Source organism: Aeromicrobium sp. SP1, from assembly GCF_055663785.1.
In genome coordinates, this window is sequence record NZ_JBQVVK010000001.1 from 589,188 (window position 1) to 615,184 (window position 25,997).

Sequence of the window (25,997 nt, forward strand, 5' to 3'; positions counted from 1 at the left end):
CGGCTCAGTCGAGGGGAGTGGGAGCGCGGGACAGGCCCGGGCGCCCGCCCTCGCCGGCGCGAGTCTGCGCGAGCACGTGGCGCTCCGGATCGAGTCCGCGCAGGAGCCGGTTGCCGATCCGGCGCACCTGGTCGAGCTGCTCGCGCGTCAACTGCCCCACGAAGAGTCGCTGGACCAGTTCGACGTGCGCCGGTGACGCCTGGCCGAGCTTGTCCCAGCCGGCATCGGTGAGCGTGGCGTGTCGCGAGCGGCCGTCGTCCTCGTTGGCCCGACGGTCGACGAGGCCGTCCTTCTCCAGTCTCGCGACGACGCGCGAGAGCCGGGGGAGCGTGGTGTTCGTCGTGGCGGCCAGATCGGTCAGCCGCAGGCTGTGCCCGGGCACCTCGGCCAGTTGGGTCAGCACGAGGAACTCGAAGAACGTCAGGTCGGCGTCGCGGGTCAACTGCGAGTCCAGGGCGGCCGGCAGCAGCTCGAGGATCGACACGAGGGCCAGCCACGCCTCGGCCTGGTCGTCGTCGAGCCACGGCGTCTCGGTCATGCGGGTCACGCTAGTGCGCGCGGTGGGGTGCCGCGCGTCCGCGCGCCGTCAGCCGGCATCGGGGCCGAGGAGCCCGTGGCCCGTGACGGCGGCGAGCGTGTCGGCGACCCGGTCGATGTCCAGGATCGTGCCGCGGAAGTGCGAGTCCATCGCGATGCCCCAGCACATGCCGACGCACATCGGGGTCGTCACCTCGGCGTCGTGCAGTTGCGGCCAGTCGTCGCCAGCGCGGCGGATCGCGCTGGAGAGCGTGTCGATGAACGGGGCGATGCGGCGCAGGTAGAACGTGTGCCCGCTCTCGCGATCGCTGAACAGCACCACGCCGAAGAGTTCGATCGTCTCGGCGAAGATCGCGAGCAGCGTGCGGTAGAAGACGACGAGCGTGTCGCCGACGGGAACCCGTCCGGCACGATCCGAGGCCTCGGCGAGCAGATCGCGCAGCAGGTCGTCCAGGGGCGCGACGATCGACTCCTCGAACATCTGCTCCTTGGAGTCGAAATGTCGGTAGATCAGCGCGACGTTGACCCCCGCGCGATCGGCGATGTCGCTGATCCGGGCACCCTCGGGGCCGAGGCGGAGGAACTCGTCGCGCGCGACGGCCAGCAGCTGGGCTCGCCGCTCGGGTCCGGACAGTCGGGTCATCGCGCACCTCCGGCCGTCAGCCTAGGTGGACCACTGTCCCGCGGCGAGGTGAACGGCGATCGGGCGGTCGCCACCGCCCCGGAATTGGGGGGTTCCCCACGCCGAGCGCGTTCGCTAATGTGATCCAGATCACTTTCTCGGGAACCCGTCCCCCCTGCCATTGGAGCCCGAGATGACAAAGATCCCACGCAAGCTCACCGTCGTCGGCGTCGCCGCGACTGCCGCTCTCGCCTTTGCCCCGTCCGCGTCAGCGCACGGCGGCAAGCCCCAGCCCAGCCAGCCCGTCACCGTGCTTGCGCAGGGTCTCGAAGGTCCCTTCCAGGTCTCCTCGATCGGTCACGACCTGTTGGTCACCGAGTCCGGTGCCGGCCGCGTGATCTCGGTCGATCCCCGCAGCGGCAAGATCAAGACCGTCGTCGACGGCCTGGGCGCCGGGGCCGCCAGCGGCGCCGTGCACGCGCGAGGCCGCACGTTCGTCATCACGGGCGAGGCGGATCCGTCGGCGCCGGCCGGCCCGTTCCCGGGGTCCTCGGTGCTGGTCGCCAAGCACGGCAAGGTCACGCAGTTCGCCGACCTGCTCGCGGCGGAGCTGAAGTACAACCCGGACAAGCAGACGCAGTTCGGTCCCGACGGCGCCCCGCTCGACGCGCTGTCGAACCCGTTCAGCGTCATCGCCCAGCGTGGCCGGGGAGGTGGCCTGCTGGTCGCCGACGGCGGGGCCAACACGGTCTGGCGGGTGAGCAAGAAGGGCAAGGTCACGCCGTTCTTCGTGCCGCCGACGGTCAACACGGGTGCCTGCGAGGGACGCCCGAACAACGACGAGAACACGGTCGGCTGCGATGCCGTGCCGACGGGCGTGGCCTATGGCCCGTGGGGCACGCTCTACGTCTCCGCCCTGACCGGCGAGGCGCCCGGCGAGGGTCGCGTCTACATCCTCGACGCCCGCTCCGGCAAGATCCGCAAGGTGATCTCGGGCTTCTCGGCGCCGACCGGCGTCGCGGTGCGGGCCGATGGCACCTTCTACGTCTCGGAGGTGCTCGAGGGCGCTCCCGAGGGCGAGCCGGGACCGGACTTCGATCCGTCGACGGTCGGCCAGATCGTGAAGGTCACGCCGTGGGGCAAGCGCACGGAGGCGCAGGTCACGATGCCGACCGGCGTCCTGTGGCGCGACGGCAAGCTCTACTCGTCGGCGTGGTCGATCGCCGGGTTCCTCGGGATCCCCGCTGCCGGACAGGTGGTGGCGGTCTCGGACCGCGCGTTCGAGTAGTCCGTGGACCACGGCCCGAGCTCGGGTCGTGGTGATGGAATACTTTGACGAAGCGAGCCCCTCATGCCGACAGGTGACATGAGGGGCTCGCCGTCTGGGGGCCGACTCCCGAGTAGTCGTATATCATTTATTGTATGGTTCGACGGCCCGTTTCGTCTCCCACTTCAACGAAATTGCCGAAGACCGATTCGCTCCAGTCCTCCGCGGTCATCGCCGGGACGTCCTCGGAGGGCAGGTCGATCTGGCCGCCCGCGGCCAGCCGCAGCAGGTCGTCGGGGGAGATCCGTGCCCGGACGCGGTCGAGCGTCCGCGATCCGCGCAGCGCCGCGGGGTTGACCAGCAGTCCGCCGATCTCCTCGACGTAGACGACGTCCGGGAGCTGGTAGACCGCGACCTCGTCGGCCCGGCGCCGACGCTCGGCGGCGCGTGCCCGGCCCCAGCGCGTCCACCACAACCACAGCAGCGCGAGCACGCCGAGCGACACGAGGAACCCGACCAGCAACCACGGGTAGGTGCTCCAGCTGGTCGAGACCTGGGCGTCGGTGTCCTTCGCCCACGCCACCGTGGCCTGCTGCGAGCCCATCGATCCGATCGGGAGATCGACCTCGAGGGGCAGCGTGCGGCTCTGCCTCGGCGGAACCGTCGCGTCAATGCTCTGTGGCTCGCCGAGTTCGCCGTCACCCAGCCCGACCCGCAGCGCGGGGACCGGCGCCGGCGCGTCACCGCGGTTCGTCACGGTGACGAGGACCTCGGCCGAACCGCCCAGTCCGAGCAGCCGGCGCAGGGTGGAACCGGCGCCCTGCATCGTCACGGCGGTCAGTTGCAGGTCGGGAGCCGGCTGCTTCGTCACGGGCACGGCGGCGACCTTGTGTCCGATCACGTCGATCGGCAGGCTCACTGACTCGGCGTCACCGGAGAAGCTCGTGAGCCGGACGACGCACGGGCACGGTCGCGGCGGTGCGGCCACGGTCAGTTGCAGGTGCACCCTGCCCCGGTTGTCCGCGCGACCGAGGGCCGCGCCGGGCAGGTAGCACGTGTTGGAACCGCCGATCGCCCAGGCGCCGCAGACGACCGCCTGGATCTGCGCGCCGTCGGACCAGCCCTTGCTGCCGATCTCGACCGTCTCGCCGGGCCGCGCGCTCGAGGGGAGCACGACACCGGAGGGACCGTCTGCGGCCGCGACCGGACTGCCCCAGCCGCCGATCGAGATCACGGCACAGCTGAGGAGGGCGAGCACCAGCGCTCGGGTGGATCTGGTCCTCACGGGCGGCCCGAGACGGTGAGCTGGGGTGCCTCCTCGGCGGCCGCGACCCGCCGGACGCCGGTGCCTCGGTGGCGACGGATCAGCCAGATCGCGACCGCGATCAGCGCCAGGAGCACGAGCAGCGCCGGCCACGGCATCAGCCACGTGCTGGTGGAGGCCTGGTCGGTCAGTCCGTCCTTCGTGGTCACGGTGACGCTCGTGGTGACCTTTCCGAACGAGGGGATGCCGTCGACCTTCTGGTTCACGCGCGCGGTCTCACCGGGCAGCAGATCGGTCAGGCCCTTGCCGTCGACGGAGGTGATCTCGCCGGTGAGCCCGCTCAGGCGGATCACGGCCTCGGGGGAGAGGCGGACGTTGCCGGTGTTCTTCACCGCGTAGCCGACGGTGCCGCGACCCGAGCCGGTCCACGGCATCAGGCCGCGGTCATGGTGGAGCGTCACGTTCTCGACCTCGAGCCCGGGCGTGGTCGGCCCAGCCACCCGGACGTACATGCGGGCGCCGACCGCCCGCTGGATGCCGACCTCGATGCCCTCGGCGTCCTTCTTGGTGGACTCGACGGAGACGTTCATCGCGACGACGCCGCCGACGTGGTCGCCGGGGGTGGCGTTGCGGGGGATCTTCACGGTGACCGGGACGTCGACCTGGGTGAGTCCGTACACGGTGACCTGGGACGTCAGGGGCGTGACCCAGCGGCCGAGATCGGTCATCTTCTCGCCGTAGCCCTTGAGCGCGAAGAAGCCGTCCTGCTCGGTGTTGAAGCCGTCGGCGCCGAAGAGCTTGAAGGTGATCGGGGCCTTCGTCCAGTTCTGGAGCCGGACCTTGTCCTTGATCTTCGTCCCGGGCTCGCCCTCGAGCACGAAGTAGTTGCGCGGCGCCGGGTTCGCCGTGTCCTGTGGTGTGGGGGTCACCGACCACGCGCCGTTGTCGGCGGCGTGGGCAGGGACGCTGCCCAGACAGGTGGCGAGGACGGCGATGACGAGGCCGAGCAGGGCCAGTGCGCCGCGGCGCCAGATGGAGTCTGGGTGAATCATGGTCGTGCTCCTCGCAGGTGCGGCCACTCGGTTCGAGCGACCGTCGACCCGGGTGAGCGCCAGGGGCGCCCACCCGGGTCGAGGGTGTTCAGTCGGACGTCACGATCACGACAGCGTGAGGGTGAGCGTTCCGGTGTAGTTGCCCGCCGCCTGGTTGGCGAGCAGGTCCAGCGTCAGTGCGGCGTCGGCCACGGTGTCGCCACCGCTGACCAGGTCCGCACCGAGGTTGCCGGCCACCACGGAGCACAGCGGCTGCGCGGTCGCGCTGTCGACGAAGGCACCGGCCGCACCAGCGGTGACGGTGTCATCGTTGTTGCCACCCGGGGTGCAGGTCGGCGTCCAGCTCAGCTTGCTCGGGGCGATCGCCACCGGGCCGCTGAGGCCGCTGAACTTGCCCGTCAGCGACCAACCCAGCGAGCTGCCGCGGTAGTCCTTGACGGTGACGTCGCGCAGCGAACCGGTCGACTGGTGCGCCGCGCCGTCGAGGGTGACGGGCGACAGGACGACGTTGCCGGCGTCCTTCGACATCTTCAGCTCACCGGCGGTGACCGTGAGGGTCACGGTCTCGAGAGCCTCGCAGTTGCCGGTCGAGCTGGGCTTCGCCACGCAGGTGTCGCCGGAGAAGGCGAACGGCTTCGAGGTGAAGATCGCGCCCGCGCCGTGGGACTTCGAGCCACCGATGTAGACGGTCAGCGGGTCGTTGACCGTGAACGTGGTCGAGATGTTGCCGCTGGCGTTCGCCGTGGCGCTCACCGTCGGGTCGGAGGTGGCACCGGGCGGGAACGGAGGACCGGCCTTGAAGCCGCCCACCGAGACTGCCTGGTTCGGATCCCAGTTGGTGCCGGTCACCGTGACGGTCGTGCCCGTGCCGCCACCAGCGATGTTGGTGGTGATCGTCGGGCTGCCGAGGATGGTGATCGACTTCAGCGTCTGCTCAGCGCCGTTGCTGAGCTTGAGCGCCTTGGCGCCGGTGACGCCGGTCGGGACCGTCAGGGTGCCCGAGCCGCTGCCGCTGGCGAGGGTGAACGTCGACGCCGCGCCACAGTTCGTGCCGTCGGAGTCGCAGAGCTGGGCCGAGCCCGTGCCGTTGTTGATGAAGCCCGACGCGTTGAAGTTGATCACGTCGTTGGCCCGGGCGTGGGTGGTCACCGTCTGGTTGGTGATCGACGCGATCGTCGCCGTGGCGTTCGACGCACCGACCGAGCCGGTGATGTTCGTCACGACGGGCGACGTCACCGGGTCGGTGCCGAGGTTGCAGTTCGTCGGGACACTGGCGTCGAACAGGATGTTGCTGACCCGCAGGTCGGTGACGCCGGGCTGCGCGGTGAACGTGCCGCTCATCGAGCCGCCGGGCATGACCTGACCCGGTGCGGTGTCGCCGAGCACTGCGCCCGCCAGCTGGAGGTTGCCGGAGCCGGCGCCCGACAGCGCGACCGTCGCCTTCGGCGTGATCGGGACTCCGTTGCCGGGCCCGACGGCCACGGGGCCGTTGGTCGGACCGGGGGCGAACGAGAGCGTGACCGTGACAACCTGGCCGGGCGAGGGGGACGCCGGGCTGAAGCTCAGGTTGAAGTCCGAGGTCCACGGCGCGATCGTGCTGAGTGTCTTGCAGTTGAGCGTGCTCGTGGCTGCGGCGGCTGGCGTGCTGCTCAGGGCGACCATGCCACCCGTTGCTGCCAGCGCAGTCGCCCCCAGGGCGGCGACGTACCTGTTCCGTGAATTCATCTACCCATACTCCTCATCGGAAACGCCCCACTACGGGGCGAGTTGAGTAGCAGAACCTGTCTCTGCGCCGCGCGCATCATGGCGTGCGGTGGACACAGTCTTGGGCACCCCTCCTATATCGTCAATCATATATGGAAATTTGGTGCCAAAGATTTTTCGGGGCCGCGCGGGGCACCGCCTGATCTGCGTTCAGGAAGAGTGCCGACCGGGCAAACGGACGGTCAGCCGAGGGCGAGCAGCACGGCTCCACCGCCGACCAGCGCGACGCCGAGCCACTGCACCGGGTCGAGCCGTTCGGCCAGGAACATCACGCCGAAGACGGCCACGAACACGACGCTGAGCTTGTCGATCGGAGCCACGAGCGACGCCGGCCCGTGAGACAGTGCCCGGAAGTAGCACAGCCATGACGCGCCGGTCGCGAGTCCGCTCAGCACGAGGAAGGTCCACGTCCTCGGGCTGAGCGGACCCGGGTCGTGCAGCTTGCCGAGCACGAGCAGGATCACCCCCAGGGTCGCGAGGATCACGACGGTGCGGATCAGGGTCGCGACGTCGGAGTCGACGCCCTCGATCCCGACCTTCGCGAAGATCGCGGTGAGTGCCGCGAACACCGCCGACAACAGTGCCCAGAAGACCCAGCTGCTCATCAGCCCGTCAGTCATCGGATCCGCCTCTCGTGGGTGGTGCCAGCCGGACGTGGATGGTCATGACGACGATCCTCCTCCTCGTCGCAGGAGCCGGTAGCCGACGCCGACGGCCAGGACGAGGAGGCCGGCGGCGATCGATGCGACCGGGAGGGTCGCGACCAGGATGAGGCAGCCGATCGCGCCGAGCACCTGCAGTGCCTGGGGATGGCGGCGATGCTCCGCGGACTGGGTGAGCGCCGAGACGTTGGCGACGAAGTAGTAGAGCAGCACGCCGAAGGAGGAGAATCCGATCGCGCCACGCAGGTCGGTGGTCAGCACGAGGACGCTCATCACGCCGGCGAGGGTCATCTCGGCACGGTGCGGGACCAGGAATCTCGGGTGCACGGCGGCCAGCCACGCGGGCAGGTCTCCGTTGCGGGCCATCGCGAGAGTCGTCCGTCCCACTCCCGCGATCAGCGCCAGCAGGGCACCGAGCGCCGCGGCAGCCGCGCCGACCCGGACGACGGGGGTCGCCCACGCGGCGTCCGCGGCCCTCACGGCATCGACCAACGGTGCGGTCGAGGCCGCCAACGGTCCTGGTCCGAGCACCAGCAGCAACGTGATCGCCATGCCTGCGTAGAGCACCAGCACGATGGCGAGCGCGATCGTGATGGCGCGCGGAATCGTGCGTTCGGGTGCCTTGACCTCCTCGCCCATCGTCGCGATCCGGGCATATCCGGCGAAGGCGAAGAACAGCAGGCCCGCCGACTGCAGCACGCCGTACGCACCCTCGGCGAACAGGTCCCCACCCAGGTCTGCAGCGGGGCCTCCCGCACTGAGCCCGACGACCATGACGAGGACGAGCGCGATCAGCACGACGACGACGAGCAGGCGCGTCAGCTTCGCGGTGCGCGTGACGCCGACGTAGTTGACGGCCGCCAGGGCGAGGATCGCCGTCACGGCGACAGGCTTCTGCCACTCCACCGGAGCGGTGTAGGCCGCGAAGGTCAGTGCCATCGCCGCGCAGCTCGCGGTCTTGCCGACGACGAACCCCCACCCAGCCAGGAATCCCGGCCACGGGCCCAGCCGCTCGCGACCGTAGACATAGGTGCCGCCCGAGGTCGGATACTGGGCGGCCAGTTGGGCCGATGAGGTCGCGTTGGCGTAGGCGACGGCCGCCGCGATCGCCAGGCCGACCAGCAGCCCGGTCCCCGCAGCCGCCGCGGCGGGCGCGAAGGCGGAGAAGATCCCGGCGCCGATCATCGACCCCAGACCGATCGTCACCGCGTCGACGGTGCCGAGTCTGCGGGCCAGCGCCGGACTCGAGTTCATCGCCATCTCCTGCTTCGCGCGTCACCAAGGAGCCAGGACGACGGTACTCCGCGGCTCACCTCGACGGGGGAGTCGCGTCCGGGACGTGGACCGGTCCGCGCTCATACTGAGAGGGTGCGTGCAGCGCTTCGGCGGCGGTACGGCGGCCCCGACGTCCTCCGCTTCGACGACATCCCCGAGCCGGTTCCTGGTCGCGGCGAAATCGTCGTGCGGGTTCACGCGACGACCGTGAACCGGACCGACTGTGCCTACCGGTCCGGGCGACCGTGGATCAACCGCGTCTTCTGCGGGTGGCCGAGTCCTCGCATCCAGGTGTTGGGCTCGGAGTACGCCGGGGTCGTGGTGGGCGTGGGGGAGGGCGTCGCAGCGTACGCCGTCGGTGACCGCGTGTTCGGGTTCGTCGACGGCCGCCCCGGCGCCCACGCCGAGCTGGTCGCCGTCGAGGTCGACGGGCTGACGGCGCCGGTGCCGGACGGCTGGGACCTGGCCGACGCGGCTCCGGGCATGGAGGGGGCGCACTACGCCCACGCCTGTCTTCGGGTGTCCGGCCTGGGACCGGGAGACCGGGCTCTCGTCCACGGTGCGACCGGGGGCATCGGCTCGGCGCTCGTGCAGCTGCTGCGCGCCGAGGGCGTGGAGGTGGTCGCGGCGTGCGACCGGCTGCCGCCCGACCGTCCGGAACTGCTCACCGATCTCGGGGCCACGCGGGTGATCGAGCTGGACGGCGGCGAGGCGCTGCGGTCGGCGGGAGGCGACTTCGACGCGGTGTTCGCCGCGACGGGACACCTCTCGTTCGGTGCCGCGCGCCCGCTGCTCCGTCCAGGAGGCTGCTACGTCTCCTCGGACCTGGGCCGGGGTGGGCAGAACATCCTGCTCACCGCCATCGGCCCGCTGGCCCGCAGGTGGGGGCGTCGCCACGTGCGATTCCCGTTGCCGCACGCCAACGCGGCCCTCGCCGCGCATCTGGCCTCACTCATGGAACGCGGCGCCTACCGACCCGTCGTCGACCGCACCTTCGCCTTCGACGACCTGCGGGCCGCGTACGCCTACGTGGACAGCGGCCGCAAGGTCGGCAACGTCGTGGTCGTCATGCCGAGCGCCGGCTGAGCCCGCTCGACGCTCGAGTCTGCGACTGCTTCTCCAAGGCCTCGAACTCCAAGGCAGGATAGAACTCACATGATCGGTCCTGCGTGCTGTACATGGTGGAGGACGGGTGCCCCAATATGGGGTTGTCGCGACTACTCGGGCCGGGATGGCCGCTCCGACGGTCATGAGCGTCCGGAGTTCGTCATCAGCATTGCGGTGACGTCAGCCCGAAGAAACGGAACGACGAGCGGCGGTCTCGTGGTCTGGGGATAGCGGACCAGATCCGCCTTCCCGTTGCGCGCCTTCGCGACCTTGCTGAGGACGAAGTCCCCGAGGTGTACGCCGCGAGCGCCTGCGCGCTCGCCCGAGGCTCCGCCTGATGTCGACCCGGTTCTCTCGGCGACGTACCCGCCCTCGATCCCTTGGCAGGCCGTGGCGATGCGATTGTTGGGTACGTCTTCGACGGTGAGCTCTTCTGCGACGGCTGCGGGGAACAGACTGCCGACATCGACCAGTGCTCGGCCAGCTACAACAATCTTCGCCATCGTGTCGACTTTGCGGAGCTCACGGGTGGGGAGCGACTGGTGGAGCCCGGCCGTAGCGGCCATCCTGAGCGTGGCGGAGATGAGCTTCTGTGTGACGCGATGTCCGTCCTCGTTGAACGCGAAGCGCCGCAGGGACTTCGAGACGTCTGAAGCCCACTCGTGGCCGACGGGATAGACGAGACCGGCGCCCCTCGTACACCTGGGTGCCCTTGTTCAAGGGGTTGGATCATCCGACGGTGCTGGGAGAGGGGTGCTCGGCGGATCAGGATCATCGCCCGAAGTGATCCCACTTGGGCTGTCTTCCACGCCGTCATCGTCGATAGCGATGACCTGCACGATCTCGCCCGAACGAGTCCTGAGAAAGCGAAGCTCAACGTCTTCATCGAAGCTCGGGGCCGACGCCAGCGAACGAATGCGCTCCTGCTTCTTCAACGCCTTGGGAATTGACCAGCCACCCTTCAGCTGAATTTCGGTGAGTTGCTTGGTGATGGCCGAGGCGACCTCGTCTGCTTCCTCCAACTCGCTCACGTGCGAATCCAGAACCTTACGTAGCGCCGTGTACGGGTTGTCAGGGTCAGCAAGAGCGACCGACGCCGCGTATGCGAGGAGTGCCTTTCGTCGAATTGCGATAGCGCCCCGAGCCATGTGAAGTTCGCGCAGGAAGTAGTCGAGGTCCTTTGTTCCGCCGCCGAGCCTTTCCTCCAAGCGGCGGTAGTCGACCTTTCCGTCGGCACCAACGAGTTGCTCTATGGCGCCGCGGTACTTGTGCAGGAACTGTTGTGAGCGGTGAAACTCGTCATCCGCGCTCTTAAGGGCAAGCTCCATGTTCGGATTGCGACCATCAAGCATCAGGCCAATTGCGCGCGTCAATTGGGTATCGGCCGATCGTTGGTCCTTGATCCTCTCGATGTAGTGCCGCTCTTCTTGCCTACCGAGAATCGTCTCGACACGTCGCTGATGAGCGCGAAGCTCGCGCTTCCCAACCATGTCCATGACCATCACCGTGCCTGCAACCGCGAAGATGGGCCAGCCGGCAGCGACCGCACCTCCGGCCGCAACAGGCTTGAGAACCGCCTGCGCCGTGATCTTGCCCCCGCCGCGAGCGAAACCCCGAAAACCTGAGGTTCCAGCGGCCTTGACGAGTTCGGCACCCTTCGGGAGGACTACCCGGTACAAGGTCGGGTTGTTCGGGTTGAGTGCCTTCACGATCTCGCTCACGGACTGCTGGGCCGCAGCGTTGACGGGGATGGTTCGGTACTTGGTGAGTTCGGCTTCGGTTACGGGGAAGTACTCGACGGCCATCGGCACTGCTGCAGCTTCGAGGGCGTCCCACACCGCAACGTCTGACGAGCCGGTCACACGGAGCACCTCGTCTGCAACCAGAAGTCCGGCTTCCGGGAACTCGGGGCGACGTTCAGCCAATACCACCTCCGAGGTGACCGGTGGGACATGCTGCCGGCCTAGGGATGGGCGTCTCGTACGACGCCAAAACAGACCCGCAGCGACGAACGTTGCGATGACGATGATGGTGATTACGGTGGGAAGCATCGTCGCTAAGGCTAGTCAGCCGGGCCGACGGATTGTGGCGGTTGGGTCTGCTGCACGAATAGGTGACATCTGATCTGCGTCGATGTGTGTCGGCGCTGGAAGGATGTGCACCATGCCCGAGGCGTTTCCCCGAGAGTTCCGCGAGGACGTGATCCGGGTCTTCAAGAGTTCGGATGCCTCGATTGCTCAGGTCGCGAAGGGCTTCGGTATTTCGCCGTCGTGCCTGAAGTGGTGGCTCACCATCGACGATCGCCAGTCGGCCGACCCGTCGCCGGCCGCGCGGGCGGCGAACGTGTCCGAAGCGTTGCGTGAGGCGAGCAAGCGGATCAAGCTGCTCGAGCAGGAGAACGAGGTGCTGCGTCGCGCGGCGGCGTATCTGTCGCAGGCGAATCTGCCGGGAAAATGATGCACCCGCTCGTCCGCGAGCTGGCCGTCGACGGGAGTCCCGTCGCGGTGACGTGCCGGGTGCTCAAGATCGCCCGACAGCCGTATTACCCCTGGCTGGTCCAACCGGTCACCGATGCCGAGTCGGTTGGGGCTCATCGTGCGAACGCGTTGTTCGACGCTCACCGCGACGACCCGGGGTTCGGATATCGGTTCCTGGTCGTGAGGCTCGCGATGCCGGGCAGTCGATGGTCGAGCGGACCGCGTGGCGGATCTGCTCGAACCTGGGCTGGTGGTCAGCGTTCGGCACGAAGCGCGGCAGGAACGGCAAGAAGCCCGGGCCACCGGTCCACGACGATCTGTGCGCCATCGTTGACAAGCACGGCGTGACCCGTCACCAGTTCGATGCCGACGCCCCGAACGAGTTGTGGCTGGCCGACATCACCGAGCACTGGACCGGGGAGGGCAAGCTCTATCTTTGCGCGATCAAGGACGTCTACTCCAACCGGATCGTCGGTTACTCGATCGATTCGCGGATGAAGTCCCGGCTCGCGGTCGCAGCATTCAACAACGCGGTCGCCCGCCGAGGGGACGTGGCCGGCTGCGTGCTTCACACCGACCGCGGGTCGCAGTTCCGCAGCAGGAAGTTCGTTCACGCGCCCGACCGTCACGCGCCATGGTCGGATCGATGGGCCGAGTCGGCGCTGCTGGCGACAACGCGGCCATGGAGTTGTTCTTCTCGCTGCTGCAGAAGAATTTTCTGAACCGTCGCCCCTGGGCCACCCGGGAGGAACTACGGACCGCGATCGTCCGATGGATCGAAAGGACTTATCACCGGCGCAGGAGGCAGGCCGCCCTCGGGCGATTGACCCCGGTCGAATACGAGATCATCATGGCCCCAACCGCCGTCCAAGCGGCCTAACCGAAACTGTCACCAGTTCCTGCACCAGACCTCTTGCACGTCGGTGTACCTAACCGGTCGATAGCGTTGACTTGGGGGTCGGGGGTTCATTCGTAGCCACACGTGAAAGGGCGTGAGTTGTGTGACGAACTTCTTCATGGTCGGGACCATCCACGGCGGTTGGCATGGCCAGGGAGCACGGGAGATGCTCGACGAGTGGATTGACGCGAACGAGTGGGTGTTGGGGTGGCACGACCTGGAGTCGGACCCGAGCTACCAGAAGCAGGTGCCGAACCTGGCGCTGATGGACGTGGGCGACGTGCTCATCGCCAAGCAGATGAACAATGACTTCAAGACGATGCTCGTCAAGGCCATCGGCGTGGTGACTGTGCCCGCCACCGACGGGCACCGCGTGGGAGTGAACTGGATTCGTGACTTCAGATCCTCGCCTGTCACGCTTCAGACTTCCTATCGCCAGACGCTGACGAAGGTGTCCGATACCCCGAAGTCAAGGGCACTGATCAGAGATCACATCGGCCCACTCCTGGGCGACGGTCTCCGGGTCGCTCAGTAGCGGCTCGCGGTCGGTGACAGGCGCAGCGACCCATTCAGAAACGGCCGGGGAGTCTGCTGCATATCGCCGCGAATGGGTGCGGGTGGTCCGTTCCCGGCCGGATTCGATCGGGGTCCAAATAGAGTCCAGATTGGGCACGGCACACACCGCATCAGACGGGTACCGTGAGACGGAAGCGAGGGCGAATCCCTCACCACACCGAGTGAATCGGTAGCTTCCGGCTTGACTCCGTAGTTGTCGCGACGCCTCTGATGGCGCCCAGAGGATTCGGGTTCAAATCCCTCTCGCTAGGTCACAGTTCCGCCGGCATCGCATGCTCCAGAGGCTCCCCGCCGACGGATTGCTGGGTTGTGCTCTGGCCCGCCGTTCTCGTGGCCCGCGTCGGCGGAGATGATCCCAGATGCACAGGACACGTGTCCGATCTCACTCTTCACGGCCAGCGCGAGGCCCCTCGACGCAGCTCCACAGACTGGCTCTTGGGGTGCACTGGGTACGCACGAGAACGAAAAACGACCCCAGACGCTGGAAGGCGTCGAAAGACGTTTTCCCAGGTCAGGGGCCGTTTTCCAGCACTACTGACAGAGGCTGAAAACCTCCAAATCAGATGTCGTAGTACAGCTCGAACTCGTGCGGGTGCGGGCGCAGTTGCACGGGGAGGATCTCCTCGTTGCGCTTGTAGTCGATCCACGTCTCGATCAGGTCGGGCGTGAACACGTCACCAGCGGTGAGGAACTCGTGGTCGTCCTCGAGGTTGTCGAGGACGGCGCTCAGGGACGTCGGGACCATGTCGATCTCGGCGTACTCCTCCGGCGGGAGCTCGTAGATGTTCTTGTCGATCGGGGCGGCGGGCTCGATCTTGTTCTTGATGCCGTCGATGCCGGCGAGCAGCAGCGCGGAGAACGCCAGGTACGGGTTGCTCGACGGGTCGGGGCAGCGGAACTCGATGCGCTTGGCCTTGGCGTTCGAGCCCGTGATCGGGATGCGGACGCAGGCGGAGCGGTTGCGGGCCGAGTAGACGAGCGCGATGGGCGCCTCGAAGCCGGGGACCAGACGGTGGTAGGAGTTCACCGACGGGTTCGTGAAGGCCAGCAGCGACGGCGCGTGCTTCAGGATGCCGCCGATGTACCAGCGCGCGGTGTCGGACAGTCCGCCATAGCCGGCCTCGTCGTAGAACAGCGGCTCGCCGTTGTTCCAGATCGACTGGTGCACGTGCATGCCCGAGCCGTTGTCACCGAAGATCGGCTTCGGCATGAAGGTCACGGTCTTGTCCGCGGCCCAGGCGGCGTTGCGGACGATGTACTTGAACTTCATCGTGTCGTCCGCGGCCTTGAGCAGCGTGTCGAACTTGTAGTTGATCTCGGCCTGACCGGCGGTGCCGACCTCGTGGTGGCCGCGCTCGAGCACGAGACCGGACTCCGAGAGGTACGTCATCATGTCGTTGCGCAGATCGGCGAAGCGGTCGGTCGGCTGGACCGGGAAGTAGCCGCCCTTGTAGCGGACCTTGTAGCCGCGGTTGTCGTCGACGTCGTCGCTCGTCGACCACGCCGACTCGACCGACTTGATCTCGTAGTACGACTTGTACGCGCTCGTGCCGTACGAGACGCGGTCGAAGATGTAGAACTCGGCCTCGGGAGCGAAGAACGCGGTGTCGCCGATGCCGGTGGTCTTGAGGTACGCCTCGGCCTTGCGGGCGATGTTGCGCGGGTCGCGCGAGTAGGCCTCGCCGGTGATCGGGTCGTGGACGAAGAAGTCCATCGCGATCGTCTTGGGGTTGCGGAAGGGGTCCACGTAAGCGGTGCCGTAGTCGGGGAGCAGCTTCATGTCCGACTGGTCGATCGTCTGGAAGCCGCGGATCGACGAGCCGTCGAACGCGACGCCCTCGGCGGCGGTGCCCTCGTCGAACGCCGAGATCGGCATCGTCACCTGCTGCTGGATGCCCGGGAGATCCGTGAAACGGATGTCGATGTACTTGACGTCCTCGTCCCGGACAAACTTGAAGAATTCGTCGGCGTTGCCGAACATGTGGCCTCCTCGACCGCGAAGCGGTGGATAGATCGGTCGGACGCAAGCTCCCTGCGTCCGAGTCGACGGTAGGCCGGGGCAGTTTCCCGACCATCACCGGATTGTTACATGCAGGTTACGCGGCTTCGAGTCGGCGGCGGGCCGCCGGGCGCGGCTCGAAAACGTGCGGAACTCAGTACTTCGGAGGGGTGCGGCAACAAACCCCACCGAAGGGCGACCCGATCCATACCGACGTGTGCAACACATCCGTCCCCTGTCCATTCTGCGCCCCGGGGTAGCAACCCGTTCCGCACGTATCGGGCTGACGGCGCGCCGCTCACCGTGGGGAGAGGGCGTGCACGGTGCCCGCCTGCTGAAGGAGCCGACGATGAGGCGTTCAACCTTGGTCCCCGCGCTGTTCGGAGCAGCACTGCTCGTGGGCAGTGTGGCTGCACCGGCCTCCGCCCAGACGGTCGACAGGACCGACCCCGCCGGTGACGCGCCGGCCCGGATCGACATCACCAAGGTGCGGTACACCCACGAGTCCGACCGGGTGCGCGTCTCCGCGAAGATCCCCGAGCTCGGCAGGTCCGGCACCGCCGACTTCCTGGTGTCGCGTTACGAGATCTTCGAGGCCGGGTACGTGGTGCGGATCCGCCAGATCAAGGGCAAGCCCGCCAAGGTGAGCCTGCTCTACTTCGACCACTTCGACCTCAAGAAGCGCACGTGCGAGGGCATCTCGGGGAGCTGGGGTCCGCAGGTCGTGCGGCTGAAGGTGCCGCGGTCGTGTCTGAAGGGGCACGCGACGAAATACGTCTCGGCTCAGTTCTTCATCTCGTACGGCGCAGGCGGTGAGCGGTTCGACGAGGCCCCGCTAGTGAAACGTCTGCGCCGGTCCTAGGCGGCGCTTGTGGGACCACCTTCCGCCCTTGATCGGGGACGCCGTTCTCGGGGCTGTCTCAGAGCCGGGGAGGAGAGCTGGACTTCCCGACACCGCGAGTCCGCGCTCCTGCACCTCGCGCCCTGACGGTCGTTCGACCCGATCCGCGGGAGGCTGGCGCCGCTGCCTAGGCTGGGGCCGTGACCGAGACCTTCGACGAGCCGTCCCTGGGTCGGCGCATCGTGGCGCTGCTCATCGACTGGGTGATCGCCGCGTTCTCGGCCGTGGCGCTGTTCGGGTGGACCGGCGTGCGGTTCCCGCCCGACGGCATCCGCGACCAGTTGATCATCAACGGGGTGTTCGTCATCGAGGTGGCGATCCTCGTCGGCCTCACCGGCTTCTCAATCGGCAAGCGCATCATGGGCCTGCGGCTGATCGACCCCGACGGCCGACCGATCGGCGTCCTGCGGGCGCTGCTTCGCACCGTTCTGCTCAGCCTCGTGATCCCCGCGATCGTCATGACCGACGACAAGCGAGGGCTGCACGACCTCGCGGCCGGCAGCAAGGTCGTCTACGCGTCGTAGCTCAGCCGCGCATCATCTTGCGGGCGCCCTTCATGCTCGTCGGCACGGGGCCGCGCGGCATGGGGGCGGCCGGACGCATCGCGTCGAGGGCCTTGAGCTTGTAGAGCACGTCGGTCTGCTGCGCGGGCTTGAGTGCCTTCGGCAGCTTCTTGACCGTCTTGACCAGCTTCGGCAGCGGGACCTCGCCCTCGCCGCGACCGACGACCAGCGACGTGACCGGGACGTCGTCGCCGACGATCCGCCGGTGCTTCTTCACCTCGGCGCCGAGGAGGTTCTTGACCCGGGCGTGCTGGCCCTCGCCGACCAGGACGACGCCCGGCTTGCCGACGACGCGGTGCACGACGTCCTGCTGCTTCGTGAAGCCGACGGCGGGCTTGACGGTCCAGCCGTTGCGCAGCATCTGCAGCGCGCCGGCACCGGCACCGACCTGCCCCTCGGCCTGGGCGTACATCGCCTTCTCGGCGCGTCGCCCGAACAGCAGCATCGTCACGAGCGCCGAGGTGGTCAGTGCCAGCAGCACGGTGATGATGATCGCGAACCAGCCCGTGCCCAGCAGCAGCACGCTGAGGCCCGCCACGACGGCCGCGGTGAGCAGGAAGACGCCGAGCAGCAGCAGTCCGATGTGGCGCTGGGACTGCTTGGTCATCCGGTACGCCTGGCGCAACTGCGCGAGGCGACCCTGGGGAACGGCGGGAGCGGGGCTGGACATAGGGGGAATTCTACTTCAGGGGTCTACGTCAGGAACGGGCGTCCATGGCCTGCTGGTAGAGCCGGCCCGCGCGGTACGAGGAGCGGACCAGCGGACCCGACATGACACCGGAGAATCCGATCTCGTCGGCCTCGTCCTTGAGCTCGACGAACTCCTCGGGCTTGACCCAGCGCTCGACGGGATGGTGACGCGCCGACGGCCGCAGGTACTGCGTGATCGTGACCAGCTCGCAGCCGGCAGCGTGCAGGTCCCGCAGCGCCTGCGAGACCTCCTCGCGGGTCTCGCCCATGCCCAGGATCAGGTTCGACTTGGTGACCAGTCCGTAGTTGCGGGCCTGCGTCAGCACGTCGAGCGAGCGGTCGTAGCGGAACGCCGGACGGATCCGCTTGAAGATCCGCGGGACGGTCTCGACGTTGTGCGCGAGCACCTCGGGACGCGAGTCGAAGACCTCCTCGAGCAGCTCGGGCTTGCCGTTGAAGTCGGGGATGAGGTTCTCGACGCCCGTCTCGGGATTGAGCTCGTGGATCTTGCGCACGGTCTCGGCGTACAGCCACGCGCCGCCGTCGGGCAGGTCGTCGCGGGCGACGCCGGTGATCGTCGCGTACTTCAGGCCCATCGTCTGCACGCTCTCGGCGACCCGGCGCGGCTCGTCGCGGTCGAGCGCCTCGGGCTTGCCGGTGTCGATCTGGCAGAAGTCGCAGCGGCGCGTGCACTGCTCGCCGCCGATGAGGAACGTGGCCTCGCGGTCCTCCCAGCACTCGAAGATGTTGGGGCAGCCCGCCTCTTGGCAGACCGTGTGCAGCCCCTCGCTCTTCACGAGTCGGGTGAGCTCTTGGTACTCCGGCCCCATCTTGGCTCGCGTCTTGATCCACGCGGGCTTCTTCTCGATCGGGGTCTCGGCGTTGCGAACCTCGAGGCGCAACATCTTCCGGCCTTCGGGAGCGATGGTCACTCGTCCACCCTACGTGGCGCGGCATCGAGCGCGCCGACCACCGAGTCCAGCAGGCCGGGGTACCGCTCGCCGACCGCCTCGAGCCGCAGGCGCTGGTTGAGGACGCCCTCGACGTAACGGCGCTCGGTCAGCCCCGCCTCGCGCAGCACCTTGAAGTGGTGGCTGGCGGTGGACTTGCCGATGCCGTCGTAGAGCGTGTGGCAGGCGGCCGTGCGATCCGGCGATCCGGCGAGCCGGCGCACCATCTCGAGGCGCACCGGATCGGCGATCGCGGCCAGGACCGTGGGGACGTCCGCCACCTCGGAGACCGCCGGCAGCTCCTCGGTCATGTGATCCTCCTCGCGTCCCTTGCGTTCGATCGTCATCGAACCTACGCTGAACGGCATGAGTTCGATCAGCATCAAACATACCACCGTGCTTGCGGGCCGGACGGCCGCCCAGCGGTGGGCCTACCCGTGGCTCATGGTCCTGATTGCGGTGTCGTTGGGGATCTCGGGCGCTCCCGCGCCGCTCTACGGCGTCTACGCCCAGCAGTGGGCCTTCACGCCGATCACCACCACGATCGTCTTCGCCGTCTATGCCGTGGGCGCACTGCTCAGCGTGCTGGTGACCGGCGCGGTGTCGGACCGCGTCGGCCGCCGGCCGGTCCTGCTCCTGGCCGCCGTCGGACTGCTGGTCGGCCTCATGGTCTTCGCCGTCGCGCCGTCGGTCGCGTGGCTCCTGGTGGCACGCGCGATCCACGGCGTCTCGGTCGGCGCGATCGTCGTGGTCGCCTCCGCGTCACTGCTGGACCTGCGTCCGGACGAAGGAGCCCGCACCGGGATGTGGACCGGGATCGCCTTCAACGTGGGCATCGGTCTGTCGATCGTGATGACGTCGCTCGTCGCCCAGTACGGCTCGTACCCGCTCGTCACCCCGTACGTCCTGCTGGGGGCGCTCGTCGCCGTCCTGCTGGTGGGCGTCGTGGCGATGCACGAGTCCCATGTGGAGGACCGCGCGCCCGTCCTGCGGATCGCCCGTCCGCACGTGCCGGCCGCGATCCTGGCGGACTTCCGGTTCGCCGCGATCGGCGTCATGGCCTCGTGGTCGGTCCTGGGCGTCTTCCTCTCGCTGTTCCCCTCCATCGCGTCGGCCGCCGTCCACACGGACAACCTGGTCTTCGCCGGGGGAGTTGTCGCGGTGTCGGCGCTCGCCGCGGCCGTGAGCCAGCTCGTCGCGGTCGTCTGGACGCCGCGGACGGCCGCCGTCGCCGGCGACACGGGCACCGCGGTCATGCTGCTGGTCTCGATCGTGGCGATCCGGAGTGGCTCCGCTGTCGCGATCCTGCTGGCGTCGGGCGTGCTCGGCTTCTTCTTCGGACTCGCCTTCGGCAGCTCGCTGCGTCACCTCGGCGACGTCGTCCCGGCGGGACACCGTGGCGAGGTGATGAGCGCCTTCTACGTGCTGGCGTACGCGGCGATGGCCGTGCCGACGATCCTGGCGGGCTGGGCTGCGACGGTCTGGAGCCTGCAGCAGATCCTCGCGCCGTTCCTCGTGTGCGTGGCGCTGGCCAGCGTGGTGGCCGGGGTGCTCGGCTGGCGGTTGGACGCGCCCGACGCCGACGTCGACCTCGAGGTCTGACGACTACGTCAGCGGCAGGGTCGCGTACTCCGCCCGCGCGAGGTCGGGGGAGGGCTCGTACGGCCGCCACGCGAGCAGGTCGACGAGGTGGCGCGAGACGACCGGAGCCACCTGCGGCGGTGGGATGTCGCGGCCCAGCTCGACGTCCATCGAGGTGACCCCGGCGTCCGCGATGCCGCACGGCACGAACCGCTCGTACCAGCCCAGGTCGACGTCGCAGTTGAGGCTGAAGCCGTGCATCGTGACGCCGCGCGAGACCCGGATGCCGATCGCGGCGATCTTGCGCTCGGGCCGACCGGGCGCCTCGGCGAGCCAGACTCCCGACCGACCCGGCACGCGGCCGGTGGCGAGGTCGAACTCGGCGAGCGACCGGATCAACGCCTCCTCGACGCGGCGCACGTAGTCGACGACGAGGACGTGCGAGGGGAGCTTCGTGATCGGGTAGCCGACCAGCTGGCCGGGGCCGTGGAACGTGATCTTTCCGCCGCGGTCGACGTCGACGACGGGCGTGCCGTCGCGAGGCCGCTCATGGGGCTCGGTGCGCTTGCCGGCGGTGTAGACGGCAGGGTGCTCGAGCAGCAGCACCGTGTCGTCGATGCGTTCGGCGACGCGTTCGGCATGCAGGTCGCGCTGCAGTTGCCACGCCTGTGTGTAGTCGAGGGCGGCATCGCCGTACCAGTCCTGGCGGAAGAGCACCCGGTCAGCCTACGCCGAGCCGCAGGATCGTCAGGTCGAGCCACCGGCCGAACTTGCGACCGACCTCGGGCAGCGTCCCGGCGACGGTGAACCCCAGTTCCTCGTGCAGGGCGATCGACACGGCGTTGCCGCTCTCGATGAGCGCGAGGACGACATGCGCGTCGGCGTCCTCGCGGGCCAGTCCGACGAGCGACGTCAGCAGCAGCCGGGCGAGTCCCTGACGACGATGGTCGGGATGGACGTAGACCGAGTCCTCGACCGTGTGCCGGTACGAGGCGCGAGGCCGGAACTCGCCGTAGGCGGCGTAGCCACCGACCGCGCCGTCGACGTCCGCGACGATCACCGGGTGCCCGTGGGCCTGCTTCGCCTCGAACCACGCACGGCGGTCGGCGAGGTCGACGGGCTGCTCGTCCCAGATCGCCGTCGTCGTCGCGATCGCGTCGTTGTGGATCTGCAGGATCGCGGGCAGGTCGTCGGTCATCGCCGGTCGGATGGTCACCACCGCCCCATGGTCGCAGCCTGTGGACGGGCGTTCGACACGGCACCCGGGGCCCGTGAGGCTGCGGCCATGGGGGAGTTGATCGCCGCGCTCGTGGTCCTGCTCGTGCCCGGCGCCGACCGGTGTGAAGCGCTCGCGGCCGTGGACGTCGTCAGGGCCCACGCGTGGCGAACCGGTGACACCGAGCTGCTCGCCGGTCTGTACGCCGACGGCGCGGGATCGACTGACGTGGCGAGCCTCGCGGCGTGGCGTGATCGCGAGGTCTCCGTGCAGGGCGCGCGGACCGAGCGGGCGTCGTGTCGCGAGGTCGGCCGCGATGCCGTGGAGGTCGTCGAACGGCTCGGGCCGACGGTCGCCGTCCTGCCCGACGGCTCTCGGCGGTCGTTGCCTGCCGACGGCTGGGACCGCCGCTGGATCGTTCTCGCCCACGAGGGTCGCTGGCGCATCGTGGCGGTGAGGTGAGTCCCTCCGGTGGGCGGGTCATGCGTCAAGCCGAAGAAATTGGGCCTGTGAACAACGCTCTTGTGTCAGTCCGAATCGGCTAGAATGGGAACATCAGTTCGTAGTTCTGGGGTGAAGGTTCGGGGGAATCGTGAGTTCGTTGCTGGCGCAGATCGGGTCGGGGCCGCGGGTCTTGGCTGCGGCGCGTGCGAGCGATCTGGATGCGCTGACTCCTGCCGAGTTGGCTGACGCGACTCGGGTGGTGCAGTCCGTGCTGCGGGAGGCGCAAGCCCTGAACCTGGCCCTGTTGGCGGCGGCGGATCGCAAGAACGCCCACCGTGCGACGGATGCGACGTCGTTGACGGCCTTGGTGGCCCGCGAGGCGGGCGTGTCGACGCGCGAAGCGGCATCGCAGGTCCGGCTCGCGAATCGGCTCGAGTCGGCGCCTCGGGTCAAAGAGGCCTTCGCGAAGCCGGGCATGTCAGCGGCGAAGGCACGCATCGTGACGACGGCACTTGACGACCTGCCGGCGGACCTGAGCGCCGACCAGCGCGATCGGGTGGAATCGGACCTGACCAGCGCCGCCCTGGCGATGTCGGTGGAGCAGTTGGGTCGCAAGGCCGCCCGGGCGGTCGAGGTGGTCGATCGGGAGCGGGCGGACCGGATCGAGAACGCCCGGCTGGAACGGGCCGAGCATGCCCAAAGGCAGTTGAGCGAGTTCTGGATCGGGAACCCGGACGAGACCACGGGTCTGGTGCCGTTCGGCGGCAGGACCGACCCGGTGTCGGCGGACATGTTGCGTGCGGTGATCGAGTCCAAGACCAACCCCCGCCGCCTCGCCATCACCGAACGTCAGCAGGACAATCCGGTGGTTGAGCCTGTCGAAACCACACGCCTGACCCCGGGCCAGAAGGCCGGTGAGGCGTTCACCGAGATCGTCCGACACCTGCCGCGGGACTGCTACGGCAACCACGGCGGCGTCGCCGCGACCTTGGTCGTCACCGTCGACGAGACCACGCTGCGCGGTGCCACCGATCGGGCCGGGGTGACCGAGTACGGCACCCGCATCTCGGCCGGCCAACTCCGCAAGCTCGCCTGCGACGCCGGGATCCTCCCGACCGTGATGAACGGGACCTCGCAGGTGCTCGACGAGGGACGCGCGAAACGACACCACACCGCCGCGCAACGTGTCGCGCTCGCCCAACGCGACCTGGGTTGCGCGTTCCCGGGCTGTGATCGACCACCGGGCTGGTGCGAGGCGCACCACGCGATCCCCTGGAGCCGCGGCGGACCGACGAACACCGACACCGGCGTCCTGCTCTGCGGACATCACCATCGGTTCGTGCACGAGGCGGACATACCGATCCGGTTCGCCACCGACGCGATGCCCGAGTTCCTCGTCCGAGGAACGTGGCAACGCAATCAGAGGTACCGACCTCTCGCCGCCTGAACGCGGCGCGGGTCAGCGCAGGGCGGTGCGCAGGACCCGGTCGATGCCGGGGTCGGCGAACGTGAAGCCGTCGGCCATGAGAGCGGCGGGTCGCAGGTGCAGCGAGCCGAGCAGGTCGTCGGCCATGCTGCCGAGGGCGAGCCGCAGCGCGAACGACGGCGCCGCGAGGAACGCCGGCCGGCGGACGGTGGCGGCCAGGGCGCGGGTGAAGCCACGGTTGGTGACCGAGTCCGGGATCGCGAGGTTGACGGGCCCACTCAGCTCGCCCTCGAGCACGTGCGTGACGGCCGAGACCCAGTCGCGCCGCGAGATCGTCGACATGTACTGCCGGCCATCGCCGAGCCGTGCGCCGAGACCGAACCGGAACGGCAGCGCCATGAGCTTGAGGGCCCCGCCCGAGCCGTCCATCACGAGACTCGTGCGCAGGAACGCGACGCGGGCGCCGGCGTCGACGGCAGGTCCGGCGGCGGCCTCCCACTGCTGGGCGACCCCGGCGAGGAACCCGGTCCCTGGGCCGGCGTCCTCGGTCAGCTCGGTGTCGCCGCGGTCGACGCCGTACCAGGACATCCCGGAACCGGACAGGAACGCGGGCGGGGCGGGTGCGGCGGCGATCGCCCGGGCGAGGGTGCCCGTGGCGCCGACGCGGGACGCGAGGATCTGCCGCTTGCGCGAGGGCGTGCGTGGCCACTGCTGGATGGGCGAGCCGGACAGGTTCACGACGACGTCGGCAGCGTCGACGACCGTCTGGTCGATCAGGCCCTCCGACGGCTTCCACCAGGACTCGTCCACCCCGGCCGAGCGGCGGACCAACGCCGTGACGTGGTGACCGCGCTCGCGGAGGTGATCGACCAGGGGCGCGCCGAGAAATCCCGACGCGCCCCCGATCACGACTCGCATGTGAGCCAGTCCACCACGGTTCAGCCCAACTCGCCTTCGAAGGAGCCGCTCTCGAGGCGCTCCTTGATCGCCGTCAGGAAGCGACCGGCGTCGGCGCCGTCGATGATCCGGTGGTCGTACGTGAGGGCCAGGTAGGCCATCGACCGGATCGCGATGGAGTCCGAGCCGTGCTCGTCGGTGATCACGACGGGACGCTTGACGATCGCGCCGACACCCAGGATCGCGACCTGGGGCTGGTTGACGATCGGCGTGTCGAACAGGGCCCCGTTGCTGCCGAGGTTGGTGATCGTGAACGTCGCCCCGGAGAGCTCGTCGGGCGCGATCTTGTTCGTGCGGGTGCGCTCGGCGACATCGGCGATCTTGCGGGCGAGCCCGGCGATGTTGAGGTCGCCGGCGTCCTTGATCGTCGGGACGAGCAGGCCGCGCTCGGTGTCGACCGCGATGCCCAGGTGCTCGCCGTCCGGGTAGGTGACGGTGCCGGCCTCGAGGTCGAGTGCCGAGTTCACCTGCGGGTACAGCTTGAGCGCCTCGATGGCCGCCTTCGCGAAGAACGGCAGGTACGTCAGCTTGACGCCCTCACGCTCGGCGAACGCGTTCTTGTGGCGGGCGCGCAGGCGGACGACCTCGGTGACGTCGACCTCGTGCACCTGGGTCAGCTGGGCGCCGATCTGCAGCGACTCGACCATGCGCGTGGCGATGATCTTGCGCAGGCGCGAGAGCTTCTCGGTGCGACCGCGCAGCGGCGAGGCCTCGGCAGGAGCCGCAGCCGAGGCGGCGGGAGCCTCCGCAGGCGCCTGGGCGGCCTTGGCCTTCTCCGCGGCGTCGAGGATGTCCTGCTTGCGGATGCGACCGCCGACACCGGACCCGGTGACGTCGGCCAGGTCGACGCCGTGCTGCTTCGCGAGCTTGCGCACGATCGGCGTGACGTAGCCGCTCTCGGCGGAGGCGTCGGAGGACTCCGACGATGCGGCCGGAGCGGGCTGCTCGGCCTTCGGCTCCTCCTGCGCGGGCGCGGGCTCATCCTTGGCCGGCTCGGGCTCGGACTCCGGCTCGGGCTCCGGCGCAGACTCTTCCTTCGCGGGCTCGGGCTCAGGCTCGGGCTCCGGCTCGGACTCGACCGGGGCCGCGCCCTCCTCGCCGATGATCGCGAGTTCGGCACCGACCTCGACGGTCTCGTCCTCGGCGACCTTGATCTCCAGGAGCGTGCCCGCGACGGGGGAGGGGATCTCGGTGTCGACCTTGTCGGTGGAGATCTCCAGCAGCGGCTCGTCGACCTCGACGGTGTCGCCGACCGACTTGAGCCACTGGGTGACGGTGCCCTCGGTGACGCTCTCGCCCAACGCGGGCAGGGTCACGGCGTGTCCGCTGCCACCGGCAGGCTTGGCGTCGGCCTGCGGCGCGGGAGCCTCCTCGTCGGGCTCCGACGCGATCTCGCCCGCGGTCTGCGGCTCGTCGTCGGCCGGGGCCTCCTCGGCCTCGTCCTCGGGCGACTCCGGCGCGGACTCGGCCTCGTCGCCGGCGGGCTCCTGCGAGCCGCCGTCGTCGGACGAGCTCTCGTCAGCGTCGCCGATGATCGCCAGGACGGCGCCGACCTCGACGGTCTCGTCCTCCTCGGCACGGATCTCCAGGATCGTGCCGGCGACGGGGGACGGGATCTCGGTGTCGACCTTGTCGGTGGAGATCTCCAGCAGCGGCTCGTCGACCTCGATGGTGTCGCCGACCGACTTGAGCCACTGGGTGACGGTGCCCTCGGTGACGCTCTCGCCGAGTGCGGGCAGGGTGACTTCGGTTGCCATGGTTTCCGTGCT

General features: G+C 68.8%; 25 protein-coding genes and 1 pseudogene. 9 read left to right on the forward strand and 17 right to left on the reverse strand.

Translation table 11 applies throughout. From position 1 onward, the window contains the following. Positions 1 to 4: 4 nt before the first annotated feature. Both ACT26F_RS02885 and ACT26F_RS02890 read right to left on the reverse strand, forming a co-directional pair. Positions 5 to 538: a MarR family winged helix-turn-helix transcriptional regulator gene (locus ACT26F_RS02885; protein WP_471668975.1), complete on the reverse strand. Its 534-nt coding sequence runs from the start codon at positions 536 to 538 to the stop codon at positions 5 to 7. A 48-nt stretch (positions 539 to 586) separates the two neighbouring features. After that, a complete protein-coding gene (locus ACT26F_RS02890) occupies positions 587 to 1,180 on the reverse strand; it encodes a TetR/AcrR family transcriptional regulator (protein WP_471668976.1) in 594 nt (197 codons plus the stop codon). A 172-nt stretch (positions 1,181 to 1,352) separates the two neighbouring features. Between ACT26F_RS02890 and ACT26F_RS02895 the strand changes: the two genes are divergently transcribed. Next, positions 1,353 to 2,447: a ScyD/ScyE family protein gene (locus ACT26F_RS02895; protein WP_471668977.1), complete on the forward strand. Its 1,095-nt coding sequence runs from the start codon at positions 1,353 to 1,355 to the stop codon at positions 2,445 to 2,447. 127 nt (positions 2,448 to 2,574) lie between these two features. On the opposite strand, the gene ACT26F_RS02900 is transcribed toward ACT26F_RS02895, so the two are convergent. The 5 genes from ACT26F_RS02900 to ACT26F_RS02920 form a co-directional block, all read right to left on the reverse strand. Beyond that, positions 2,575 to 3,711 carry a hypothetical protein gene (locus tag ACT26F_RS02900; protein WP_471668978.1) on the reverse strand — a complete coding sequence of 379 codons (1,137 nt, stop codon included), beginning with the start codon at positions 3,709 to 3,711 and terminating at the stop codon, positions 2,575 to 2,577. Beyond that, positions 3,708 to 4,742: a hypothetical protein gene (locus ACT26F_RS02905; RefSeq protein ID WP_471668979.1), complete on the reverse strand. Its 1,035-nt coding sequence runs from the start codon at positions 4,740 to 4,742 to the stop codon at positions 3,708 to 3,710. The genes ACT26F_RS02900 and ACT26F_RS02905 overlap by 4 nt, the downstream gene beginning before the upstream one ends. Before the next feature lie 105 nt (positions 4,743 to 4,847). Next, complete coding sequence (locus ACT26F_RS02910; RefSeq protein WP_471668980.1) at positions 4,848 to 6,467, reverse strand: hypothetical protein; 1,620 nt, start codon at positions 6,465 to 6,467, stop codon at positions 4,848 to 4,850. Between the two features lie 221 nt (positions 6,468 to 6,688). Further along, positions 6,689 to 7,126 carry an EamA family transporter gene (locus ACT26F_RS02915; protein WP_471668981.1) on the reverse strand — a complete coding sequence of 146 codons (438 nt, stop codon included), beginning with the start codon at positions 7,124 to 7,126 and terminating at the stop codon, positions 6,689 to 6,691. A 42-nt stretch (positions 7,127 to 7,168) separates the two neighbouring features. Then, the gene (locus ACT26F_RS02920) at positions 7,169 to 8,422 is read right to left on the reverse strand and encodes an APC family permease (protein ID WP_471668982.1); all 1,254 of its coding nucleotides are present in this window, start codon (positions 8,420 to 8,422) and stop codon (positions 7,169 to 7,171) included. A 114-nt stretch (positions 8,423 to 8,536) separates the two neighbouring features. On the opposite strand from ACT26F_RS02920, the gene ACT26F_RS02925 reads away from it, so the two are divergent. Next, the gene (locus tag ACT26F_RS02925) at positions 8,537 to 9,529 is read left to right on the forward strand and encodes a quinone oxidoreductase family protein (RefSeq protein WP_471668983.1); all 993 of its coding nucleotides are present in this window, start codon (positions 8,537 to 8,539) and stop codon (positions 9,527 to 9,529) included. Between the two features lie 161 nt (positions 9,530 to 9,690). On the opposite strand, the gene ACT26F_RS02930 is transcribed toward ACT26F_RS02925, so the two are convergent. Both ACT26F_RS02930 and ACT26F_RS02935 read right to left on the reverse strand, forming a co-directional pair. Next, positions 9,691 to 10,053: a hypothetical protein gene (locus ACT26F_RS02930; protein WP_471668984.1), complete on the reverse strand. Its 363-nt coding sequence runs from the start codon at positions 10,051 to 10,053 to the stop codon at positions 9,691 to 9,693. Positions 10,054 to 10,266: 213 nt separating this feature from the next. Then, complete coding sequence (locus ACT26F_RS02935; protein ID WP_471668985.1) at positions 10,267 to 11,601, reverse strand: hypothetical protein; 1,335 nt, start codon at positions 11,599 to 11,601, stop codon at positions 10,267 to 10,269. 112 nt (positions 11,602 to 11,713) lie between these two features. Here ACT26F_RS02935 and ACT26F_RS02940 point away from each other — a divergent pair. Both ACT26F_RS02940 and ACT26F_RS02945 read left to right on the forward strand, forming a co-directional pair. Then, a pseudogene (locus ACT26F_RS02940) lies at positions 11,714 to 12,907 on the forward strand (IS3 family transposase). Between the two features lie 136 nt (positions 12,908 to 13,043). Beyond that, entirely contained in the window at positions 13,044 to 13,460 is a 417-nt protein-coding gene (locus tag ACT26F_RS02945) for a hypothetical protein (RefSeq protein ID WP_471668986.1), read from the forward strand. 600 nt (positions 13,461 to 14,060) lie between these two features. Here the strand turns inward: ACT26F_RS02945 and glnA are convergent. Continuing rightward, positions 14,061 to 15,482 (reverse strand): type I glutamate--ammonia ligase, encoded by a 1,422-nt coding sequence (gene glnA / locus ACT26F_RS02950; RefSeq protein WP_471668987.1) that lies wholly within the window; start codon positions 15,480 to 15,482, stop codon positions 14,061 to 14,063. A gap of 367 nt (positions 15,483 to 15,849) precedes the next feature. Between glnA and ACT26F_RS02955 the strand changes: the two genes are divergently transcribed. Further along, positions 15,850 to 16,362, forward strand: a complete 513-nt coding sequence (locus ACT26F_RS02955) for a hypothetical protein (protein ID WP_471668988.1) — start codon at positions 15,850 to 15,852, stop codon at positions 16,360 to 16,362. 179 nt (positions 16,363 to 16,541) lie between these two features. Continuing rightward, complete coding sequence (locus ACT26F_RS02960) at positions 16,542 to 16,925, forward strand: RDD family protein (protein ID WP_471668989.1); 384 nt, start codon at positions 16,542 to 16,544, stop codon at positions 16,923 to 16,925. A 1-nt stretch (position 16,926) separates the two neighbouring features. Here the strand turns inward: ACT26F_RS02960 and ACT26F_RS02965 are convergent, their stop codons facing one another. From ACT26F_RS02965 to ACT26F_RS02975, 3 genes are read right to left on the reverse strand one after another with little or no spacing between them, the layout of a single operon-like run. Next, entirely contained in the window at positions 16,927 to 17,634 is a 708-nt protein-coding gene (locus tag ACT26F_RS02965) for a DUF4191 domain-containing protein (RefSeq protein ID WP_471668991.1), read from the reverse strand. Positions 17,635 to 17,662: 28 nt separating this feature from the next. Then, positions 17,663 to 18,559, reverse strand: a complete 897-nt coding sequence (gene lipA, locus ACT26F_RS02970) for a lipoyl synthase (protein WP_471671645.1) — start codon at positions 18,557 to 18,559, stop codon at positions 17,663 to 17,665. Between the two features lie 23 nt (positions 18,560 to 18,582). After that, the gene (locus ACT26F_RS02975; protein WP_471668992.1) at positions 18,583 to 18,951 is read right to left on the reverse strand and encodes an ArsR/SmtB family transcription factor; all 369 of its coding nucleotides are present in this window, start codon (positions 18,949 to 18,951) and stop codon (positions 18,583 to 18,585) included. Between the two features lie 19 nt (positions 18,952 to 18,970). Here ACT26F_RS02975 and ACT26F_RS02980 point away from each other — a divergent pair, with 19 nt between their 5' ends. Beyond that, positions 18,971 to 20,206: an MFS transporter gene (locus ACT26F_RS02980; RefSeq protein WP_471668993.1), complete on the forward strand. Its 1,236-nt coding sequence runs from the start codon at positions 18,971 to 18,973 to the stop codon at positions 20,204 to 20,206. A gap of 3 nt (positions 20,207 to 20,209) precedes the next feature. Here the strand turns inward: ACT26F_RS02980 and lipB are convergent, their stop codons facing one another. Both lipB and ACT26F_RS02990 read right to left on the reverse strand, forming a co-directional pair. Further along, positions 20,210 to 20,902 carry a lipoyl(octanoyl) transferase LipB gene (lipB, locus tag ACT26F_RS02985; protein ID WP_471668994.1) on the reverse strand — a complete coding sequence of 231 codons (693 nt, stop codon included), beginning with the start codon at positions 20,900 to 20,902 and terminating at the stop codon, positions 20,210 to 20,212. A gap of 4 nt (positions 20,903 to 20,906) precedes the next feature. Then, the gene (locus ACT26F_RS02990) at positions 20,907 to 21,404 is read right to left on the reverse strand and encodes a GNAT family N-acetyltransferase (RefSeq protein ID WP_471668995.1); all 498 of its coding nucleotides are present in this window, start codon (positions 21,402 to 21,404) and stop codon (positions 20,907 to 20,909) included. Positions 21,405 to 21,470: 66 nt separating this feature from the next. Between ACT26F_RS02990 and ACT26F_RS02995 the strand changes: the two genes are divergently transcribed. Both ACT26F_RS02995 and ACT26F_RS03000 read left to right on the forward strand, forming a co-directional pair. Then, on the forward strand, positions 21,471 to 21,863 hold the full coding sequence (locus ACT26F_RS02995; protein ID WP_471668996.1) for a hypothetical protein: 393 nt from the start codon (positions 21,471 to 21,473) through the stop codon (positions 21,861 to 21,863). A gap of 130 nt (positions 21,864 to 21,993) precedes the next feature. Further along, positions 21,994 to 23,292: an HNH endonuclease signature motif containing protein gene (locus ACT26F_RS03000; protein WP_471668997.1), complete on the forward strand. Its 1,299-nt coding sequence runs from the start codon at positions 21,994 to 21,996 to the stop codon at positions 23,290 to 23,292. Positions 23,293 to 23,304: 12 nt separating this feature from the next. On the opposite strand, the gene ACT26F_RS03005 is transcribed toward ACT26F_RS03000, so the two are convergent. Beyond that, the gene (locus ACT26F_RS03005) at positions 23,305 to 24,189 is read right to left on the reverse strand and encodes a TIGR01777 family oxidoreductase (RefSeq protein WP_471668998.1); all 885 of its coding nucleotides are present in this window, start codon (positions 24,187 to 24,189) and stop codon (positions 23,305 to 23,307) included. Between the two features lie 20 nt (positions 24,190 to 24,209). Next, entirely contained in the window at positions 24,210 to 25,985 is a 1,776-nt protein-coding gene (gene sucB, locus ACT26F_RS03010) for a 2-oxoglutarate dehydrogenase, E2 component, dihydrolipoamide succinyltransferase (RefSeq protein ID WP_471668999.1), read from the reverse strand. Positions 25,986 to 25,997 lie beyond the last annotated feature (12 nt).